This is a genomic window from Leisingera sp. SA215 (genome assembly GCF_055902035.1).
In genome coordinates this window covers 1-19,585 of the sequence record NZ_JBVVXU010000023.1, presented here as the reverse complement: position 1 = coordinate 19,585, position 19,585 = coordinate 1, and the positions used below count along the sequence as shown (strand labels likewise).

At 60.4% G+C, this 19,585-nt stretch carries 13 protein-coding genes; 8 read left to right on the top strand and 5 right to left on the bottom strand.

Annotation, left to right across the window (positions count from 1 at the left end; translation table 11 throughout):
- The first annotated feature begins 94 nt into the window (after nucleotides 1–94).
- Nucleotides 95–2,152 carry a UPF0149 family protein gene (locus AC0KW6_RS18550; protein WP_474035649.1) on the top strand — a complete coding sequence of 686 codons (2,058 nt, stop codon included), beginning with the start codon at nucleotides 95–97 and terminating at the stop codon, nucleotides 2,150–2,152.
- 1,089 nt (nucleotides 2,153–3,241) lie between these two features.
- Here the strand turns inward: AC0KW6_RS18550 and eno are convergent.
- Genes eno through AC0KW6_RS18530 form a run of 4 tightly spaced genes read right to left on the bottom strand, consistent with a single transcriptional unit; the run spans nucleotide 3,242 to nucleotide 8,305 of the window.
- Complete coding sequence (gene eno / locus AC0KW6_RS18545) at nucleotides 3,242–4,516, bottom strand: phosphopyruvate hydratase (RefSeq protein WP_474035648.1); 1,275 nt, start codon at nucleotides 4,514–4,516, stop codon at nucleotides 3,242–3,244.
- A 22-nt stretch (nucleotides 4,517–4,538) separates the two neighbouring features.
- Nucleotides 4,539–5,951, bottom strand: coding sequence for a pyruvate kinase (gene pyk / locus AC0KW6_RS18540; protein WP_474035647.1), 1,413 nt, complete (start codon nucleotides 5,949–5,951; stop codon nucleotides 4,539–4,541).
- 12 nt (nucleotides 5,952–5,963) lie between these two features.
- Nucleotides 5,964–7,220: a glycerate kinase type-2 family protein gene (locus tag AC0KW6_RS18535; RefSeq protein WP_474035646.1), complete on the bottom strand. Its 1,257-nt coding sequence runs from the start codon at nucleotides 7,218–7,220 to the stop codon at nucleotides 5,964–5,966.
- Nucleotides 7,221–7,231: 11 nt separating this feature from the next.
- Nucleotides 7,232–8,305, bottom strand: a complete 1,074-nt coding sequence (locus tag AC0KW6_RS18530; RefSeq protein ID WP_474035681.1) for a tartrate dehydrogenase — start codon at nucleotides 8,303–8,305, stop codon at nucleotides 7,232–7,234.
- A gap of 197 nt (nucleotides 8,306–8,502) precedes the next feature.
- On the opposite strand from AC0KW6_RS18530, the gene AC0KW6_RS18525 reads away from it, so the two are divergent.
- The 3 genes from AC0KW6_RS18525 to AC0KW6_RS18515 all read left to right on the top strand — a co-directional run bounded on the left by AC0KW6_RS18525 (nucleotide 8,503) and on the right by AC0KW6_RS18515 (nucleotide 12,799).
- Nucleotides 8,503–9,417 (top strand): LysR family transcriptional regulator, encoded by a 915-nt coding sequence (locus AC0KW6_RS18525; protein ID WP_474035645.1) that lies wholly within the window; start codon nucleotides 8,503–8,505, stop codon nucleotides 9,415–9,417.
- Between the two features lie 129 nt (nucleotides 9,418–9,546).
- The gene (locus AC0KW6_RS18520; RefSeq protein ID WP_474035644.1) at nucleotides 9,547–10,518 is read left to right on the top strand and encodes a TAXI family TRAP transporter solute-binding subunit; all 972 of its coding nucleotides are present in this window, start codon (nucleotides 9,547–9,549) and stop codon (nucleotides 10,516–10,518) included.
- 85 nt (nucleotides 10,519–10,603) lie between these two features.
- Nucleotides 10,604–12,799, top strand: coding sequence for a TRAP transporter permease (locus tag AC0KW6_RS18515; RefSeq protein ID WP_474035643.1), 2,196 nt, complete (start codon nucleotides 10,604–10,606; stop codon nucleotides 12,797–12,799).
- A gap of 685 nt (nucleotides 12,800–13,484) precedes the next feature.
- Here AC0KW6_RS18515 and AC0KW6_RS18510 read toward each other — a convergent pair.
- A complete protein-coding gene (locus AC0KW6_RS18510; RefSeq protein ID WP_474035642.1) occupies nucleotides 13,485–14,507 on the bottom strand; it encodes an IS110 family RNA-guided transposase in 1,023 nt (340 codons plus the stop codon).
- Between the two features lie 327 nt (nucleotides 14,508–14,834).
- Between AC0KW6_RS18510 and AC0KW6_RS18505 the strand changes: the two genes are divergently transcribed.
- The 4 genes from AC0KW6_RS18505 to mobF all read left to right on the top strand — a co-directional run.
- Nucleotides 14,835–15,215, top strand: a complete 381-nt coding sequence (locus tag AC0KW6_RS18505; protein ID WP_474035641.1) for a hypothetical protein — start codon at nucleotides 14,835–14,837, stop codon at nucleotides 15,213–15,215.
- Nucleotides 15,216–15,640: 425 nt separating this feature from the next.
- Nucleotides 15,641–15,823, top strand: a complete 183-nt coding sequence (locus AC0KW6_RS18500) for a hypothetical protein (RefSeq protein ID WP_141889285.1) — start codon at nucleotides 15,641–15,643, stop codon at nucleotides 15,821–15,823.
- 162 nt (nucleotides 15,824–15,985) lie between these two features.
- Complete coding sequence (locus AC0KW6_RS18495; RefSeq protein WP_474035640.1) at nucleotides 15,986–18,349, top strand: type IV secretion system DNA-binding domain-containing protein; 2,364 nt, start codon at nucleotides 15,986–15,988, stop codon at nucleotides 18,347–18,349.
- A 1-nt stretch (nucleotide 18,350) separates the two neighbouring features.
- Nucleotides 18,351–19,585 (top strand): MobF family relaxase (gene mobF / locus AC0KW6_RS18490; RefSeq protein ID WP_474035638.1); only part of this gene is annotated, 1,235 nt, incomplete at its 3' end.

Below are 19,585 nucleotides of genomic sequence, written 5' to 3'. Positions count from 1 at the left end.
TTGCTGAGAACGGCCGCGCGCTTTAGCGTTTGACGCGGTGGGCAGATGCAAGAATTTGGGGGCATTGGTGATTGAAATAATTGACACTTGTCTTATGGATCGGCCAACCACCAATGATCCAACAGGAACGCTTTTGTGGGCGGATCGATGGGCGGCGTCTCTTTCCCAAGATCCGGAAGCGGTTCTGGAGCTCGTCGGCACGCTCTCCAACGCTGACACAGAGCGCACCGATGACTGTCTTGCCCTTGTGTCGCGCATCCTGGACGAGGCGCGAATGAACCATGAAAATGAGGAGCCGGGGGCGAGCGACTTTTTCCAAGTCCTTGCGGCGGGCCTAACAGAACAGGCTGAGGCAGGTGAGCTTGACGCCGAGACCTGCTTCGGACTTTGCCAGGCTTACCTCCGCGCCGGTCTCACACCTCCCGACCAACTGCGCGCGGCACCCGACGTCTTTGAGGCTCTTGCGGGGGACGGGATACCTGATCTTCCGGATGTCGCGGGGCTCGCGGAAGGGCTTGTCCCGGCCGCGTCCACGCCTTTTGAGACCTATACCGGGCTTCGCGAAGTTGTTGGCGCCATGCCGACCCAGGTAACAACCGCAATCCTGACGCAGGCGATCGGGCAAGGCGATCCGCGCATGATTGCCGTGGGGCGGTACTTTCTGCTCGATCCGGTTGCGGAGATGCGCGATGCGGCTGTCGCCGGGTTCGGGCTGCTTGCGAAAAATGCAGATGTGGATGCTGCCCTGCTGTCCGACCTCATCCTGATCCGCAACTGGCTGCCAAACGGCAAAGTGCTCGACACAATGATTAAGACTGCGCTGCGGCGGGAGCCGTCAGGTGGATCTGTCCCGCAACCTTGGCAGCTTCATCGAGTGATGACGTCACTTCCCGACGGCACCGGCTCGCAAAGCATCATAGGCGTCTGCAGCCGTGGGAGCACGCGTGCGGTGGCCACGGCAATGATCAAGGAAGGGCACGGGATAAAGGACGCTTATGTCATTCCTTGTTCCAGCAGAGGCGAGCAAAAAACCATCGTTGAGCAAATTGAACAAGCGATGACAATGCATGACGTTTCGCCGTCCTACCTCGCCACCTCGATTTGCTTCGCCCTTGGCGACGGGCTGGCGCGCGGTGCGGTGACGACGCCGGGCTTCCTGGATGTCGCGCCGATGTTCGGCATTGGCGATTTGACGCCACAAACTGGGGGTCAAGCGGCACTTCTCGCGGCGGTCGACCCGTTAGGAGAGCTTGCGGCTCTGTCAGACAACCGCCGAGGCCGGTTGATCGGCAAGAGCAGGGACTGGTTCTCAGAGCATGACATCTCCAGCAGCTGGTTCGTCTCTGACGCCGCATTGATGGCAGCGCTTGAAGAGGCGCCAACCGCCGCCAGCGCAAAGAAGATCGTCGCGGGACATCTCGATGAAAGGCGAGGCTTCTGGGCAAAATTCTTTGCCCGATCAGCGCTGATCCTGCGCCACGACCGCAGCGCCCCGCCTGACGCGTGGATGAGTTTTGGCGTTGTCGCCCAAGCGCTGGAGGCTGGACGAGAGATCAAGAAAATACCCGTCTTTGAGGATATCCTCGGGCAAACGCTGGAGATGGCAGCGGCGCACGCGATGGAAGATTTCGACGATGAATTGGAGTGGGACAACGAAGATTTCGAGCCGCCTGAAATCCAGGTTGAGCGCCAGGGCGAGTTGGCCAGGCTGCTCAAGGGCAGCCCGCTCAAACCGGATCAGATCAATGGCTACCTGACCGCCGTTCTGATCGCCCCGGAATTTACGTCACCAAATGAGTGGCTGCCGCCGCTCATGAACGGGATCGAGGTGAAAGGCCACGGTTCCATTCAACGTATCCTTGACATCCTTATGTTACGTTACGGTGCGCTGAACGAGGCTGTGATCCTTGGCGAGATCGGCGGAGAGGTCCGGGACCTGCCCCCAAAACGCTTCCAGGCCTGGACCGAGGGCTTCGCCCAGGCGGTGGATGGCAACAAGAGCGCCTGGCCAAAACGCGCACTGAGCCGCGATGACAAACAGGTCCTCAATTTGATCCGAAGCGCCGCCATTGAGGATCTAACACCAACCTTGAAACCGCTCCTGCCCAGCTGGCTCCAAATGACTGCCGATAAATGGCGGGAAGATTTGTGAGTCTTCAGCTGGTTTGGTGGGCTCTTCTGACACCTTCGCCGCGCAGATCACCAAGGGCTGGACTGCGGTAAGCCGCCCTTGGGCCGTTCAGGAAACGAGGGATTTCCAGACAGCAGAGCACGGCCATCCACGGGGCCACAACCGCTGAAGAATATAGTCTCGAAATCGCGTCCAACAATCTACGTTCAGTGCCTGGACAATTCGATGAGAAGGCAGACGCTTGAAAACACGGAGAAGACCCTGTTCGCATTTATTGTGAGCCGAACCGGATGATTGCAGGCTGGTTGCAAATAATCTGGGTTCATTCGCAGATAATCCGAGTTTGGCCCCTTCGATAGATGCAAATAATTCGGGCCGAAAATCAGGATGATTGCAGGTCGAGCCGATTATGTTTGCAGGTCGCTACAGGTAGCTGACCGGATCGACATCGCACATTTTGCAGTTCGAGATCAGGCTGAATAGGCACGAGTCAACGACCGGTCCGGGAAATCTGCAGCGTTTCCGAATTTTTTGCGCCGCAATTGCGAAGGTTTTCTGCGGAAGCATTCGCAGCACGGGCGACGGTCCGGAACGTCCGCTCACTGCAAGTCCAAGCCCGACCAGGTGAACGGTCCTGGTCTCGGGGATCGGCCATTCACGCCTGGCGCGGCGAATGAGTAGGAGGAGCCCATTGCGGAAGAGCCCATTTTGCGCTGCACGCGCATGCAGCGAAATCTTTGCTTCGGTGCAGCAAACATTCATGCTGCATCGCAGCCGTGGCTCCTGTCGTTCGTGCGCGATGCAGCAGATTTCTCAGAAGCAGTGACTGCACAGTGGACTGCCCGACCGGTCGCTGCGAGTGCCGCCCACCCGCTTACGACTAAGCGCAGGAAGCCCCAATCTGGACTGTGGTCTACCTTCGCGTTGCACGACGGTTCTTGGCGTATTGCGAACCTCCATTGTGGCAGGACGATGCCGCGGTGCGGCACGCCAAACCTGGCTTTCTCTGCAAACTGCAAAGTGGAAGTCAAGGAGCGCGGACGAGATCAATCGTGCTGCAATGGGGAGCATGATTTCTCCCGCCGGTGCTTTGGCACAATTCCTTGGGACCTATTTAAGGATCGAACGTCCCGCATATTCCGCTATCTCGCCCAGCTGTTCCTCGATGCGGATCAGCTGGTTGTACTTGGCGAGCCGGTCCGAGCGGGCCAGCGAGCCGGTCTTGATCTGACCGCAGTTGGTGGCGACGGCGAGGTCGGCGATGGTGGCATCCTCGGTCTCGCCCGAGCGGTGCGACATCACATTGGTGTAGCGCGCGCGGTGCGCCATATCGACGGCCTTCAGCGTCTCCGACAGCGAGCCGATCTGGTTGACCTTCACCAGCATGGAGTTGGCGACGCCCTGCTCGATGCCCATGGCGAGACGCTCGGGGTTGGTCACGAAGAGGTCGTCGCCGACCAGCTGCACCGTGCCGCCGAGCTTCTCGGTGAGCAGCTTCCAGCCGTCCCAGTCATCCTCGGCGCAGCCGTCCTCGATCGAGATGATCGGGTAGTCGGCGCAGAGCTTGGCGAGGTAGTCGACGTTCTCGGCGGAGGTGAGCGAGAGGCCTTCGCCCTTCATCTCGTATTTGCCGTCCTTGAAGTATTCGGTCGAGGCGCAGTCGAGCGCGAGGTAGATGTCCTCGCCGGGGGTGTAGCCGGCCTTCTCGATCGACTTGAGGATGAAGTCCAGCGCCTCGCGGGTGCCGCCGAGCTCGGGGGCAAACCCGCCCTCGTCGCCGAGACCGGTGGACATGCCCGCCGCCGAAAGCTCTTTCTTCAGCGTGTGGAACACCTCGGAGCCCATGCGCACGGCTTCGCGGATGTTCGCCGCCGAGACCGGCATGATCATGAATTCCTGGATGTCGATCGGGTTGTCGGCATGCTCGCCGCCGTTGATGATGTTCATCATCGGCACCGGCAGGACGCGGGCCGAGGTGCCGCCGACGTAGCGATAGAGCGGCTGGCCGAGAAATTCGGCCGCCGCCTTGGCCACCGCCAGCGACACGCCGAGGATGGCGTTGGCGCCGAGCCGGCCCTTGTTGTCGGTGCCGTCGAGCTCGATCATCGCCATGTCAATGGCCTGCTGGTCGGTGGCGTCAAAGCCGACGATGGTCGCGGCGATCTCGCCGTTCACCGCTTCGACCGCTTCGAGCACGCCTTTGCCCATGTAGCGGGATTTGTCGCCGTCGCGCTTTTCCACGGCCTCGTGCACGCCGGTGGAGGCACCCGAGGGCACCGCGGCGCGTCCCATGGTGCCGTCTTCCAGAGTGACGTCGACTTCGACAGTGGGGTTGCCGCGGCTGTCGAGGATTTCACGGGTGTAGATATGGGTAATGGTGCTCATGGGCTTATGTCCTGCCTGGAGGTCAACGGAACTTCGCGACACGGATGTTGTTGGTACTGCCGACTTGGCCGAAGGGCACGCCGGAGAGTACGACCATCGTGTCGCCCAGCTTCGGTGCCAGCAGCTTCTGGCATTCTTCCTTAGCGGTCTGCACCATGCTCTCATAGTCCGAGGCGGAGGCCTCCAGCACCGAGCGCGCGCCCCAGACCAGAGCCATACGGCGCGAGACCTGGGTGTCGCGGGTCATCACGATCAGCGGCAGTTTCGGGCGGCGGGCGGCGATGCGCGTACCGGTGGCACCGGACATGGAGTAGGCCATGATGCAGGTGGCCCCCATCCGGCAAGCCAGCGTTGCGCCGGTATCGGCGATGGCGTCTGCGTCGGTTTCGGCAGTCTCGCGGCTCGCTGCCATGGCCTTGGCATAAAGCGCGTGGCCTTCGGTCGAGCAGATGATGCGGTCCATCACCTCAACCGCCTCGCAAGGGTAGTCGCCAGTGGCGCTTTCTGCCGAGAGCATCACCGCGTCGGCACCGTCATAAATCGCGGTGGCCACGTCTGAGGCTTCGGCGCGAGTCGGAGCCGGGCTGGCAGTCATCGATTCCAGCATCTGGGTGGCGACGATCACCGGGCGGCAGGCGCGGCGGCAGAGCGCGATGATCTCTTTCTGTTTTGCTGGCACGTCCTCGGGTGGGATTTCCACGCCGAGGTCGCCGCGGGCGATCATGATGGCATCGGATTTTGCGACAATGGCCTCGATATCTTCAAGCGCCGAAGGTTTCTCGATTTTCGAGACCAATCCGGCGCGTCCGTTTATGATGGCGGTTATTTCGTCCAGATCGGAGGCCTTTTGCACGAAGGAAAGTGCCACCCAATCAACGCTCTGCGACAGACCGAATTCCAGATCGGCGCGGTCCTTCTCGGTCAGCACCGGTAGGTCGAGCAAGCAATCGGGCAGGTTGACCCCCTTGCGATCACTGACCTTGCCGCCCTCGAGCACCTCGGCCTCGATCCGGTCGGCACGCTTTGCGATCACTTTCAGACGCACCCGGCCGTCATCAATGAACAAGCGGTGGCCTGGTTGGATGGCGTCAAAGATTTCGGGATGCGGCAGTGGCAGACATGTGCCGTCTTGCGCGGTCTCAGCGGGTAGAAAGGTTACCTGCTCGTGCCGATCGAGCATCCGCACCCCGCCCATAATGCGCCCGAGTCGGATCTTGGGACCTTGCAGGTCCTGCAGGATGCCGATCGGTACGCCGACTTCCTCTTCCAGCGCCCGGATCGCGGCAACTACAGCGGCATGGGTGGCGTGCTCGCCATGGCTGAAGTTCAATCGAAAAGTATCTACGCCCTTGAGAAACAGGCTACGCAACATAAAGGGCGAGGCGCTCGCCGGACCGATGGTGGCAACGATCTTGGCGCGTCGGGTGCGAATCATAGGGGTGTCCTTTCAGAGGATAAGAACGGCGCGAAAATCGTTCACATTCGTCAGGGTTGGGCCGGTGCGAACAAGGTCGCCGGTGGCGTCGAACAGGGAGTAGCTGTCATGCCCGGCGAGGCAGGCCTTGCAGTCGAGATCAAGCGTGGCGGCGCGTGTGAGCAGGTCTGGGCCGATCAGCGCGCCAGCAGCGTCTTCGGTGCCGTCGATACCATCGGTATCGACGGCAACCGCGTGGATTTGGCTATGCCCCTGCAAGGCTACGGCAAGGCTTAGCAGGAACTCGGTGTTGCGCCCGCCCCTACCTGGCTCTGTTTCGCCGATGGTCACGGTAGTTTCGCCGCCAGAAAGAAGAACGGCTGGCACAGAGGTAGGGTGCCCATGTTGAGACACGGATTTGGCGATGCCAGCCATGGCGATGCCCAAATCGCGGGCTTCACCTTCAAGCGCGTCGCCCAGAATGACCGGTGTGACGCCAGCGGTTCTGGCCACGTCTGCGGCGGCGATCAGCGACATCTGCGGTGTGGCGATCATTCTGAAGTCGATCTCGAAAGCAGAAGTCGACTCCGATGAAACGGTCAGAATTTCGCGTGCCGCTAGTGGCAGGTTTGGGCCGAGGCGATCCGCAAGGTGCGACAGGTCTTCGCTGGCCGTTGGGTCAGGAACAGTCGGTCCAGAGGCGATGGCGGCGGGATCGTCCCCCGGCACATCTGAGATCGCAAGGGTGACCAGCCTCGCGGGCGCGGCAGCGATGGCGAGGCCGCCTCCCTTAATCATCGACAACCGTCGGCGTACGCGGTTCATATCTTCAATCGTTAGGCCGGAGGCGAGAAGCAGACGGTTGACCGTAATTTTGTCCGCCAGCGTTAGGGGTGGGACCGGCAGCGGCATCAGCGAAGAGCCGCCGCCTGAGATCAGAGCGAGCACCAGGTCATCGGGTCCAGCGCTTCTGGCGGCGCGCAGTATCTCCTGCGCTGCCGCCAGCCCGGCGTCATCCGGCACGGGATGGGAGGCTTCCCGCACCGTGATGAACTGGGTCGGAACCGCATGACCGTAGCGGGTGACCACCACGCCCGAGAGGTCGACATCGGGCCAGGCCTTTTCGACAGCCTTAGCCATGGCGGCGGCGGATTTTCCAGCACCGATGACAATGCAGCGGCCTTTAGGCTTTTCCGGCAGATGGCGCGCCAGCACCGTGGCCGGATCGGCTGCTGCGATGGCAGCCTCCATCATTCGGCGCAGGAGCGCCGGTGCGTCATCTTCCATCATGGGTTCAGCCTTCAGATGTTTTCGCCGCGGATTGCGTCACAGACCGCGTCTGTCACCTGCTGCGTATTGGCGGTTCCACCGACATCGGGGGTCAGGATGCCATCGGCGCAGACCTTCTCCACGGCACGCATGAGGCGACGGGCCGCGTCGACCTCGCCCAGGTGCTCCAGCATCTGGGAGGCGGTCCAGAAGGTTGCGACCGGATTGGCGATACCCTTGCCGGTGATATCGAAGGCGGAGCCGTGGATCGGCTCGAACATTGACGGGTTGCGCTTCTGCGGATCGATATTGCCAGTAGGGGCGACACCCAGCGAGCCGGCCAGCGCGCCTGCGAGATCCGACAAGATGTCGGCATGCAGGTTGGTGGCGACAATGGTGTCGAGGCTCTTGGGGTTTTTCACCATGCGAACGGTCATTGCATCGACCAGCATCTTGTCCCAGGTCACGTCGGGGTAATCCTTCGACACTTCCGCCGCAATCTCGTCCCACATCACCATGCCGTGCCGCTGGGCGTTGGACTTGGTGACCACGGTCAGGAGCTTGCGCGGCCGCGATTGCGCCAGATCAAAAGCATACCGCATGATCCGCTCGACGCCGACCCGGGTGAAGATCGAAACCTCGGTCGCCACCTCTTCGGGCAAGCCCTTGTGAGCGCGGCCGCCGACACCTGAATATTCGCCTTCAGAATTCTCGCGCACAATCACCCAGTCCAGATCGCCCGGACCGACGCCTTCCAGTGGCGACTTGATGCCAGGAAGAATCTTGGTGGGCCGAACATTGGCATATTGGTCGAAGCCTTGGCAGATCGGAAGGCGCAGCCCCCAGAGTGTGACGTGGTCCGGAACATCCGGCGCGCCCACGGCACCGAAAAAGATGGCGTCGAAGTCTTTCAACTGCTGGGCGCCATCCTCGGGCATCAGCGCCCCGGTTTTCTTGTAACGCTCGGATGACCAATCGAATTCAGTTACATCGATCTGGAAACTGCCATCGCGACGAGAAAGCGCTTCCAGAGCCTGCAGCCCCGCAGCAATAACTTCCGGGCCGATACCGTCAGCGGGAATCGAGGCGATCTTGTAGGTCTTCATGGCGTTTGTCGCCTCCTTGCTTTCGGGTTTATCAGACGCGCCATCCGCGCGGGTCATCTGGCTGACAGACATCCTGTTCCTCCTAGGGCTCTGCCGCATCAGCGGTCGAGGCATACGCTAGTCGCTCAGGATAGCGCTTCTCAATCGACGCAGAATTATATATAGAATGGTTACAATATCATCGTGGAGACGGCTGTTTGAATATTGGTCAAATCAAATGCTTCCTTGCCGCAGCAGACACGTTGCATTTTGGACGGGCCGCGCAATCGCTTGACATGTTGCCGGCGTCGCTTGGACGGCAAATCCGGCTTCTGGAAGACAAGTTGGAAACACGGCTCTTCCTGCGGACGACACGCGCGGTTTCGCTGACCGAGGCCGGTGCGAGCCTGTTGGAAGATGCCCGCGCGCTGGTGGCCATGTCGGACGCGTTCGAGGAGAAGGTACGCAACGTGCGCAAGACTGAGACGCCGGTGTTGAAAGTTGGCGCCATCGACAGTGCGGCGGCGGGGCTGATGCCGCAATTGCTGAAACTCATGCGCGAGGAGCAGCCCGATCTCGACATCCAGTTGATTGAGCAGAAGACCATTCACCTCTTGCCCAAGCTGCTCTCGGGCTCGCTCGACATTGCCTTCTGCCGCCCGCCGGATATCCGCGATCCGCGGATCAATTTCCGCACGCTGTTCTTCGAGAGCGCGCTGGTGGCGCTACCGGAGGGGCACGGGCTGGCTGCGCAAGCGGCGATAGCGATTGCCGATTTGGCCGACGAACCGCTGATCGTGCCCGACCGCCGGTCGCGGCCGCATTCGCATGATCTGACCATCAAGCTTTTTGTCGATGCCGGGCTGACCGCGCGGATCGCCCAGGTGGCGGAAGAAAAACACACCATCGTCAATCTGGTGGCCGCCGGAACTGGGTTGGCTATCGTGCCGCGCTGGACCTCCCGGCTGCAGGTGAAAGGCGTGACCTTCGTGCCGCTGACCGTGCCCGAAGGCAACACACGGTCAAAACTGATCCTCGCCGCAGCTTGGGCCCGCGGGACCCGAGACCCTATGCGCGATGCCTTTCTGAGCGTGTTGGAAGGTCACTTGAAGGCGTTGGAAGCCACCGCATGAATATATCGAAATTGAATATAAACTTTGGCGCATAGCGGAAATCTGATCTACTCCACATGATCCCCCTCTATAGATGCGTACCTGGGAGGAAACGGGCCGCATCGGAGGATCTATCGGAGGAGAACACCCATGAAAGTCACAAAACTCACCGCCACCGTCGCGCTTTGCGCCCTACTCGCCCTGCCAGCCATCGCTCAGGACCGCGCCGACTGGCCGTCGAATATCACCATCGGCACCGGCAGCCAGGGTGGCACCTATTTCACCTATGGCTCGGGCTTCGGATCGATGATCAGCGAAGACCTCGGCGTCACCGCCGGAGTAGAGATCACCGGCGGCCCGGTGCAGAACGTGACACTGGTGGAAGCCGGCGAGCACCAGATGGGATTTGTAACCCTCGGGCCGGCCGACGAGGCTTGGCGCGGTGAAAGCCCGCTGATGCCCGGGGTGCCGCATGCCAATATCCGCGCGCTGTTCCCGATGTACCAGACCCCGCTGCAGGCTGCGGTGCTGGCCTCCTCGGACGTCCAAAACTTCCAAGATCTGAAAGGCAAGCGCATCGGCGTCGGCCCGGCGGGCGGCACCTCCGCGACCTACTGGACGCGATATTTCGAGGCCACCGACGGCGGCAATTCAATTTCCAATGCAGGCGGCTCCGACACCGCGGGCCAGTTGAAAGACGGGCTGATCGACGCCTTCGTCTATGCCGCGGGTCTGCCTACCGGCGCCTATGCGCAGCTGGCCGTTGAAAACGACGTGCGGTTCCTCAACATGGGGCCGGAAACGCTCGCCACCATGAAGGAAATCGCCCCGGCAATGCAGGAGTTTACGATCCCGGCCAATACCTATGAGGACCAGCCGGAAGACCTGCAGACCGTGTCACTGTGGAACTTTGCCATCGCCCACAAAGACATGCCCGAGAGCCTCGCCTACGAGATCACAAAACTGGCGATGGAAAGTCCCGAGCGCATGGTCCAGGCCCACGCCGCCGCCAAGGAAACTCTGGCGGAAAATGTGCTGAAGAACGCTGTCATCCCGTTCCACCCCGGCGCGGTGAAGTGGTTTGAAGAGAATGGCTACACCATTCCAGACAACCTGAAGTAAGCGCCACCGCTTGCACAGCACGGGCGGTCGAGTGCCAACTCCTGCCCGTGTTTTCCATTCAACTCCCTTGCATGGGTGACCCATCATGACCAATGCCACCGACTCCAAGGGGCGGCCCGAGCCCGATCTGTCCTTGATCGAACAGGAAACCGCCGCAGCCCATGTCGACGAAGACCCGCTGGCCGCGAACCAACGCGACTTCACCGGCAGCCGCAACCTGACCATTGCCTCGCTCTGCGTCGCCTATTCGGTATTCCACCTCGCGGTCATGAATGTCTTCCCACTGGAAACCTGGGCCTACCGGCTATCGCATGTCGGCGGAGGACTGTTTCTGGGTTATCTCCTGTTTGGGGCCTCCTCCATGCGCGCTGAAGGCGACGACAACCAACGCAACCCGCTGTCATTCGGGCTCTTGGTCCTCGCCGCAGCCGGGATCGGCTATGGCCTAGTCGGGGTCTCCGCGATTTGGATAAATGGCACCCTTCAGGGCAACGCTCTACCCCCTGCTTGGGCGATGTCGAGCTTTGGCATTCCGCTGACCCTGGGTACGTCTGCAGCCGTGGTACATGGCTGGCTGTTCCCGCAGACCGATCGCACGCGCTTTGCCTGGGGAGACATCCTCCTGGCCGTCGCTGCGCTGACCGCCACCGCTTACCTGATCTTCTTCGCTCGCCAGTTGCAGCTGCGCGCCGGTATGCCGATGGCACTGCCCGGCGACATGTGGTCGGCGGTGACCGGTGTGATTCTGATCATCGAATTGACCCGTCGGCTTGCCGGCATGGCGCTCGTGATCATTGCCGGGGTCTTCGTGGCCTATGCATTCCTCGGCCCCTGGCTGCCCGGTATCTTCGAGCATCGCGGCTACGAGGCGAAGCGCTTCTTCTCCTACATCTTCACCGATAACGGCATCCTGTCGGCGCCGGTGGCGATTTCGTCAACCTATATCATTCTCTTCGTGATCTTCGCCGCCTTCCTGCAGACCACACGCGTCGGCGAATATTTCGTCAACCTCGCTTTCGCTGCTGCTGGCCACAAGCGCGGCGGCCCGGCCAAGGTGGCGATCTTCGCCTCTGGCCTGATGGGCATGATCAACGGCACCTCGGCGGGCAACGTCGTGGCCACCGGTTCGCTGACCATCCCGATGATGCGACGCGTGGGCTACAAGCCGCAGACTGCCGCGAGCGTCGAGGCCGCTGCCTCCACCGGCGGCCAGATCATGCCGCCGATCATGGGTGCCGGCGCATTCATCATGGCCGAGATCACCGGCATTCCTTACATGGAGATCGTCGCCGCCGCGATCATCCCCGCCGCGCTCTACTTCATCTCGGTCTATTTCATGGTCGACCTGGCTGCGAAAAAAGCCAACATGAAAGGCCTCCCGCGCGAGCAATTGCCGAAGCTGGGCCTACTGATCCGCCAGATCTACATGCTGACGCCGATCATCGTGCTGATCTATGCGCTGTTTGCGGGATATTCGGTGATCCGTTGTGGCACGCTGGCCATGGCCACCGCCGCCGTGGTGTCTTGGTTCACGCCGCACAAGATGGGCCCGAAACAGCTGTTCCACGCGCTCGACAATGGCGCGCGCATGGTGCTGCAATTGGTGGCGGTCTGTGCCACGGCGGGGATCATCGTCGGCGTCATTGCGCTGACCGGCATCGGCTCGCGGTTCTCTACGGTACTGCTGTCCTTGGCAGATCAGAGCCAGTTCCTGGCGCTGTTCTTTGCCATGGTGGTCTCGATCGTACTGGGTATGGGGATGCCGACGACGGCAGCCTACGCGGTGGCGGCGTCTGTGATTGCGCCGGGTGTCGTAAACCTGGGCGTCGAGCCCTTGGTAGCGCATCTCTTCATCTTCTACTTCGCGGTGATGTCGGCCATCACACCGCCGGTGGCTCTCGCCTCCTATGCTGGTGCGGCGCTGTCAGGTTCGGACCCTGTGAAGACTAGCGTGGAGAGCTTCCGCATCGGCCTCGCTGCCTTCGTCGTGCCCTACATGTTCTTCTTTTCGCCGGCGATGCTCTTGCAAGGCAACTGGTTTGAGATTGCCCACATCGCAGTGACGGCTGTTGTTGGGGTCTATCTCCTGTCCTGCGCGGTCCAAGGCTGGTTTGTTGGCCGGGCCGGCGCGGCCGTCCGTATGGCGCTGGCGGTCGGTGGCCTAAGCATGATCGCCGGCGGCTGGTTCACCGACGCCATCGGGCTTGGTATCGCCGTGCTGCTCTATGTATTGCAGAAGCGCATGGTCACGCCAGAGACCGTCGCCCACGGCGCGGATTGATCTCCAATGTCTCCCGGCGGAAACGTTCGCTCGCCGGGAGCATTTGTGCCCAATTGGAACGCGACGATTGCGGGAACCCGTCGAGTAACTTACTGCGGTCAGCGAGACCGCGACTTAGAACTTGTCCAAGTAAGAAACTCAAACTGAGAGTTGGCCACGGCATCGACCCACAGCTCGTCACCCGCGGTTTACTAAGTCACGATGAGTTCCACCTTCCGCAACGGGTATGTCCGCATTGGCGGCAGTGCGACGAGTGGTGGGTTTAGGCTCCTGGGTCTGGTGCGACCTCGAATGACCGCTTCCGTGATCTGCGCCGCGACGCAGAACCCAGCTTGCTGCAGCTGCGCGCGCCTCCATTGTCATGCTGCAGTTGCATCGGTTGGCCGCCAAATGACCGAAAAGTCCCGCTCTTTTCCTGTTCGTGCTGGATGCGGCGAAGGTCATGTGTGGATGGCTCCTGCATAGCAAGACATTTTTGATCTGATTTGTGCGTTTGTCAGAAGCAGTCATGTGTCCGGCCTGTTCGCGCGGTTTCAACCGCTGGCCCTGATGGGTTCCGCAAACCAGGTCCCTTACAGCAATGCGGGCTATGATGCCCGGGACATTCGGCGGGGTGTCCTGGTTTTGGCGGCTGACTTATGCACCATCATCTCGCGGGTCTTGCTAACTCGTGGTTCCTTTCGTCTCAGGCTGCAGCGTGTGGGTTAAAAGGTTCGTTGCGGGTGAGCACGGCCCAGACGATCCGGGCGGTCTTGTTAGCCATGGCGACGGTTGCGACGCGAGCAGGTTTGCGTTCGAGCAAGGATGCCAGCCACTTGCTGGCGCGTTCGGGGTGTGACCGTGTTTGTCGGACCAATGATGTCATGCCTACGACAAGCAACGATCGCAAATATTGATCACCCATCTTTGTGATCTGACCTAGCTTCTCCTTGCCACCGCTGGACTTGTTCACCGGTGTCAGGCCCAGCCAAGCCGCGAACTCCCGGCCGTTCCTGAACTGATGCCCGTCGCCGATGCTGGCAATGATCGCAGAGGCTGTCATCGCACCAACGCCAGGGACCGTGCGCAGCAGGCGGACACGCGCGTCCTCTTTTGCAACTTGCTTCAGACGTTCTTCGTACCAGCGGACCCGCTGATGCAAAGCCATGAGCTGTTCTGACAGGTTACGGATCACCTCGTTGGCAATGTCTGGCAAGTCGAGCACTTCACCAAGGGTGATATCCTCAGCAAACCCAATCACGCGGGCCAGCCCTCTGGGGATGTAGATACCGAACTCGGCGACCAGACCGCGCAATCCATTAATCAATTGTGTCCTTTGGCGAACCAGTAGGTCACGGGCCCGATGCAGTGAAAGCAGCGACTGCTGCTCGACGGTCTTGATCGCCACAAAGCGCATGGTCGGTCGGGTCACTGCTTCGCAGATTGCTTCGGCATCAATGGCATCGGACTTCCCGCGTTTGATGTATGGCTTCACATACATCGGCGGGATCAACCGAACGTCGTGGCCCAGGGCCGTAAGTTCGCGGGCCCAATGATGGGCGCTGCTGCAGGACTCCATGCCAATCAGGCAGGGCTCCAACTTCGTAAAGAAGGGTAGAAACTGCGCCCGTCGCAGGGGCTTATTGAACACCACGTCTTCAGTGGCAGTGATCCCATGGACCCGAAACACGTTCTTGGCCAGATCAACGCCGATTGTGGTAACTTGCATGGGGTGGCTCCTCTCAAAAGCAGATTTAGACACCTGCACTATGGCGCATCGCCACGCCGGTTGAAGCAGGAGCCATCCACCCCATCAGCAATCCCTTTTGATACGATCCTGCCCCTACCGGAATCCACCCCAACTAAATGGCGCCGGACCTAAGTTAAACAAGGACAACGACCAACGCGGACTCCGTTACATTTGAAGAACAACATCGCATCAATATCTGCCATTGACACGAATTTGATATTCGTGTCACACATCGAATGCGGGACGCCATGGCTTCTCGTCAAACAATCATCTTGCTAGGAAGTCGTCGCCAACAGGGGACGACACATGCCGATAGAACGTTACAAATCCTTGGTCACGATCGCTGGCGTTTGCAGCTGGAAGAAAGCGGGACAGGTTTTTCAAGTTCGGTATGACCTGGTAAAACCAGGGGTGAACAGCGGTGCTCCGGCGTACAATTGTATCTACATTGTGGACGGCCAGGAGCACGTTCTGGTCCCGTCTAATGCCAGACCTAGCGGCTTTGTTGAGGAACGTCAGATCAACCTCTGGCCTGGTATTCTCAAAAAGCACCACCTGGAATACGGCGATGGTTCAATGCTGGTCTTCAACCCGGAGGATCAAACCATCTCTACTTGGATGGTCGGCCCTGACGGCAAGGCTGAACTCAGCACAACCGGCGAAAACAGAACAGCGATGGAAAGCTAGCCACGGCGCGGCGCAGCCTCTGCTTCCTGCAACTGACGTTGAAAATAAGCACGAAAATAGTGCCGCAATCTCCCCGCCGGAAAAGTCTGCGCGGCGCATGGGCGTGTGCATGTCCAGGCATCCGTCGGGTTTCCCAAGTATCACGAACATTCTGAATTTCGCCTGCAATGGGCGAGATCCCGCGGTGCCGGACCCGCGGGTATTTTCCGTGCATCTGAGACAATGAAAGGAACGAGGGATTCGCCCCTGCGCAAAGCTGGAAACCGGCACTGGCCAAAGGCGTGGAGACCGCTGTCTGCCGGTAACACTGCATCAGACAGCCGCACGCATAGCGGCGGAATTCAGGTCAGGCAGGCAGACTCATTTAGCGTAATCGGGCTTTTGGAAAAACGACGAAACACTCAACAGGACAAAAGGAAGACGGCATGAACACCATCTGCCAATGGTTCTATCTGGCTGGATATGGCGGATGGATCATGCCCCGCTGCCTGCGCAGGCTGACGGCGCGTTCTGAGTTTCATCGGGCGTGGGTGACCGGCAGTCTTGGTTTCTTCGAAGAAGACGGCGTGAGGTTCAGCCCAGCCAGCCCATACTATCCGCCCAGCTGACCACAGCGATTTTCTCAGTGAATGAAAACAGCGCGGCCCAGGAGACATCCGGGCCGCGGCACCTCGGCTATTGCCGTTTGGAAACAACAATTTGCGAAGTGCCGCGGGTGTCCCGAGCTGTTGTCGGACTGCTCGCGTTGCAAAAGGAACGAGGGATTCGTCATGCGCAACAAAGGACATACCCAGCTTGTCAGAGGCGGCCAGACGACACAACACTGGACCCGCATGGCAACTCAGGTGTTCAAGTACAGCACCTCGGTAGCTGCTGCAGCGTTCACCATCACGTTTCTGATTCTAGTCGCTCAAAATTACGAAATGGATAAGGTGCGCCTCACCGGTATCTACTGGATCGCGGAATTCAACGTTGAACAGCGGGGCACCGAACTCCGCGAACTCAACTATGTGGATCTCGACGGCAGGCGCGTGAAGCGTACCGCTGGACAGATCTATGCAGACCGCGGCATGCGCGCGACCTATGACCTCTACACTGCCAATGCCTGGCGCTTCCTCTATTTCTCTCTGCTGCCCGCCGCCGCCGCGTTCTCCTTCACCTTCGCGGTCTTCGCCATGGTCGGCCGGTCGCTGAAAGAGGAAGAGCATATCCGGGGTGCACGCCTGGTCACTGCCAAGGAACTGAAAGCCTGGTCAAAGCGGAAATGGCGCGAATATGAGAAACGCTTTGGAAAGGGCACTAAGAAAGGCCCGCGCTACACGCTGGCCGGGATCGAGTTTCCGCCCAATGCTGTAGAGGCGCAGATCGGCATCACCGGCACCGTCGGCACCGGTAAGTCGAACCTCATGCACGAACTGCTGAACACCATCCGGGCCGCTGACGGCAGGGCCATCATCTATGACAAGATGGGCGGCCTGCTGCGCGACCACTACGACCCGGAAAAAGACATCATCCTCAACCCCTTCGATGAACGCTCCGTGGGCTGGTCGCCTTTTAATGAGGTGGCTTCACTGGAGGGCTTCGCACAGATCGCCGAGGTGATGATCCCGGATCAGCAAGGCTCCATGGACAGTTTCTGGACCCAATCCGCCCGGCTGGTCTTCCAGTACACCGCCCGCGAGCTGGCAAAGGCCGGAAAGACCACCAACGCAGATCTTCGCAAGGCTATCATGAACATCCCTTCCGAGGAGCTGGGCAAGCTGGTGGCTTCGACACCGGGCGCTCACTTCTTCGGGGAGCATGTTGCAAAAACCTCCGGCTCGATCCGTGCCAACATGATCACCGAGCTGCGGTTCCTGGAATACCTGCGCGATGATGCAGAACCTTTCTCGATCCGCGATTGGGTTGTGAATGACCGGCCCGGCTTCGTGTTCCTGACCGGTGATGCGGAAAAGTCGGCCGCGACACGCAACATCATCTCGACCTTGTTTGAGGTGGCAGCCAACGCGCTGATGACGACAGAGGAAAGCCGCGACCCAAAGGTCTGGTTCTTCCTGGACGAGGTGCCAACCCTCAACAAGATGCCCTTCCTTCCCAAGAGCCTTGCGGAGATCCGTCAGTTCGGCGGAGCCTTCGTCGTCGCCTATCAGGTGTTTTCCCAGCTGGAAGACATCTACGGCGACAAGGCAGCAGAGACGATTTCCGGCGTTCTGAACAACCGGGTTGTGTTCAACACTCCGGATTACAACACCGCGCAGCGCTCCTCCCGCTCTCTTGGCGAAGAGGACGTGATCGAGCAGCAGGAAAACATCACCCTCGGCGCGCATGACACCCGCGACGGCGTGGGCATTGTCGGCCGCCGTACTCAGCGCGCCATCGTCACCCCGGCGGAAATCCAGTCATTGCCGCAGTTCGTGGCCTACTTTCGCCCGGCCTATGACGCCCCGACCGCCAGGGTGCGTTTTGAACCTGTGCCGACCACGGCCACCGCGGAGAAGTTCGTCCCCTACAAAGGGAACGGCTTTGATGCGGGCGGAATGCAGGTTGCCGCGTTGAATGTGGAGATCGAGGAGGGCGAGGCCGCGAAAGAAGGTTTCGCCGCCCTGAACCCCGAAGAACAGAAAGCAGAGTTTTTTCGGTTCCTGGACCGTGTGCGCCCCGAAGGCGCGGCAGGAATTGAGGATCCCGCCAAAATCTCGGAACGGGACTGGTACTGGCAGCACTTTGCCACGGCCCGGGTGCGCGGCCTCGATGTGAAAGAGATCGCTCCGCCGGACCCTTATGCTGGCTTTGCAGGCAACGGCACTGCCAAGGCCCGCGAAACTGCCGCACTCCCCTACCCCGGCACCACGCCGGCACAGGCTGACCAGGAGGCTGCAGCCGCCGCGCCAGCGAAAGAGCCTGCTCCAGAGGATCCGGCGCAGACAACAGAAATGCCTGCGGACGGAGACGCGGCGGCCGAAATGGTCAGCCCTGCCCTGCCCCTCTCTGTTCGCGCCCATCCCGCCGTCGGCCGCGCCCAGCCGGACAGGAAAACACCCAACCAGCCGGAAAGCCCGCTGGAGCCTCCAGCCAGGAAATCCGCCGCCAGCGCACTGCTGGCGATGGAAACCACCATCCGGGGAGTGAAGTGACATGATGTCGATCTCAAACGTCTCGGCCGGGGCGGCTGCCAGCGGCTATTACAAGCAGGAAGGCTATTACAAAGCGGGTACAGAGGAGGGCGAACGCGCCGCCACCTGGTTCGGCAAGGCCGCGGACGAAAACGGCCTGAGCGGCTTTGTCGATGACAGGCACTTTGCACAGCTGCTCGATGGTGAAGCACCGGACGGCAAGCTGATGGGCCGCTATGTGGACGGCGAACGCCAGCACCGCCCCGGCCTTGACCTTACCTTTTCTGCGTCCAAGTCGGCTTCAGTGGCCGCCCTGGTGATTGGCGACAAACGCATTATTGAGGCCCATGACGCCGCAGTGCGCGCGGCTATGACAGTGGTGGAAGAGCGGTTTATCAAAACGCGTTTCCAGCAGGACGGGGAAATCGTCACTAAAAACGGGGAAGGTATTATTGCGGGAATTTACCGGCACGATACCTCCCGCGCGCTTGATCCGAATTTGCACAGCCACGCCGTCATTGCCAATATGGTCAAAAACGAAAACGGCGGATACTCGGCAATCCGGAATGAAGCCGTATACAAAAATCAGAAACTGATCACTGAAATATACCGATCCGATTTTGAGAACCGGGTGGCTGACCTGGGCATTGCCACGGAACGCGGGAGATTTGGAGAAGTGAATATCTCCGGAATTTCCCCGGAAGTGACCGAAGCCTTTTCCAAGCGGCGGCAGGAAATTCTCAATGCCCTCGACAAAAAGGGAATGGATGTTTCGCCGGAAACAGCGAGCAAAGCGGCATTGGCCACCCGTGCGGCCAAGCACAAAAATCTGGACCGGGACGCGCTGCGGGAAACCTGGCGCGCAGACGCACTCGCAGCCGGTCTTGGCCGGGATCAGCTGGACCTTGGCCGGGTGGGTCACGCAGCCCCGCAGCCCGTAATACCGCTCGACCAGCAGCGCCCGATCGACCCCCTTGCGGAAACCGGCCAGCCAACTGGAATGTTCGAAAAGGCAAAGTCCATGCTGTCCAGTGCCGCAGCCGTGGCTCGCGTGGAGACTGACCCCAGGCAGGCCGTTAACCGCGCCGTCGAGCACATCAGTGAACGGGAGTCCGCCTACAGCAGGGCAGATCTCACGGTGGCCGCAATGCACTTCGCTTACCGCTCAGACTTCAAGGCGGTGGACGCAGAAATCAACCGGCAGATCAAAGCTGGCCGGCTCTTCGAAAGCGGCGAGGACGGGCAGATCCTGACAGA

Excerpts from the sequence above, each read along its gene's own strand:
- AC0KW6_RS18495 (WP_474035640.1), top strand. The coding sequence starts at position 15,986 with ATGCGCAACAAAGGACATACCCAGCTTGTCAGAGGCGGCCAGACGACA.
- AC0KW6_RS18530 (WP_474035681.1), bottom strand. The coding sequence starts at position 8,305 with ATGAAGACCTACAAGATCGCCTCGATTCCCGCTGACGGTATCGGCCCG.
- AC0KW6_RS18510 (WP_474035642.1), bottom strand. The coding sequence starts at position 14,507 with ATGCAAGTTACCACAATCGGCGTTGATCTGGCCAAGAACGTGTTTCGG.
- AC0KW6_RS18500 (WP_141889285.1), top strand. The coding sequence starts at position 15,641 with ATGAACACCATCTGCCAATGGTTCTATCTGGCTGGATATGGCGGATGG.
- AC0KW6_RS18535 (WP_474035646.1), bottom strand. The coding sequence starts at position 7,220 with ATGATGGAAGATGACGCACCGGCGCTCCTGCGCCGAATGATGGAGGCT.
- eno (WP_474035648.1), bottom strand. The coding sequence starts at position 4,516 with ATGAGCACCATTACCCATATCTACACCCGTGAAATCCTCGACAGCCGC.
- AC0KW6_RS18550 (WP_474035649.1), top strand. The coding sequence starts at position 95 with ATGGATCGGCCAACCACCAATGATCCAACAGGAACGCTTTTGTGGGCG.
- pyk (WP_474035647.1), bottom strand. The coding sequence starts at position 5,951 with ATGATTCGCACCCGACGCGCCAAGATCGTTGCCACCATCGGTCCGGCG.
- AC0KW6_RS18520 (WP_474035644.1), top strand. The coding sequence starts at position 9,547 with ATGAAAGTCACAAAACTCACCGCCACCGTCGCGCTTTGCGCCCTACTC.
- AC0KW6_RS18505 (WP_474035641.1), top strand. The coding sequence starts at position 14,835 with ATGCCGATAGAACGTTACAAATCCTTGGTCACGATCGCTGGCGTTTGC.
- AC0KW6_RS18515 (WP_474035643.1), top strand. The coding sequence starts at position 10,604 with ATGACCAATGCCACCGACTCCAAGGGGCGGCCCGAGCCCGATCTGTCC.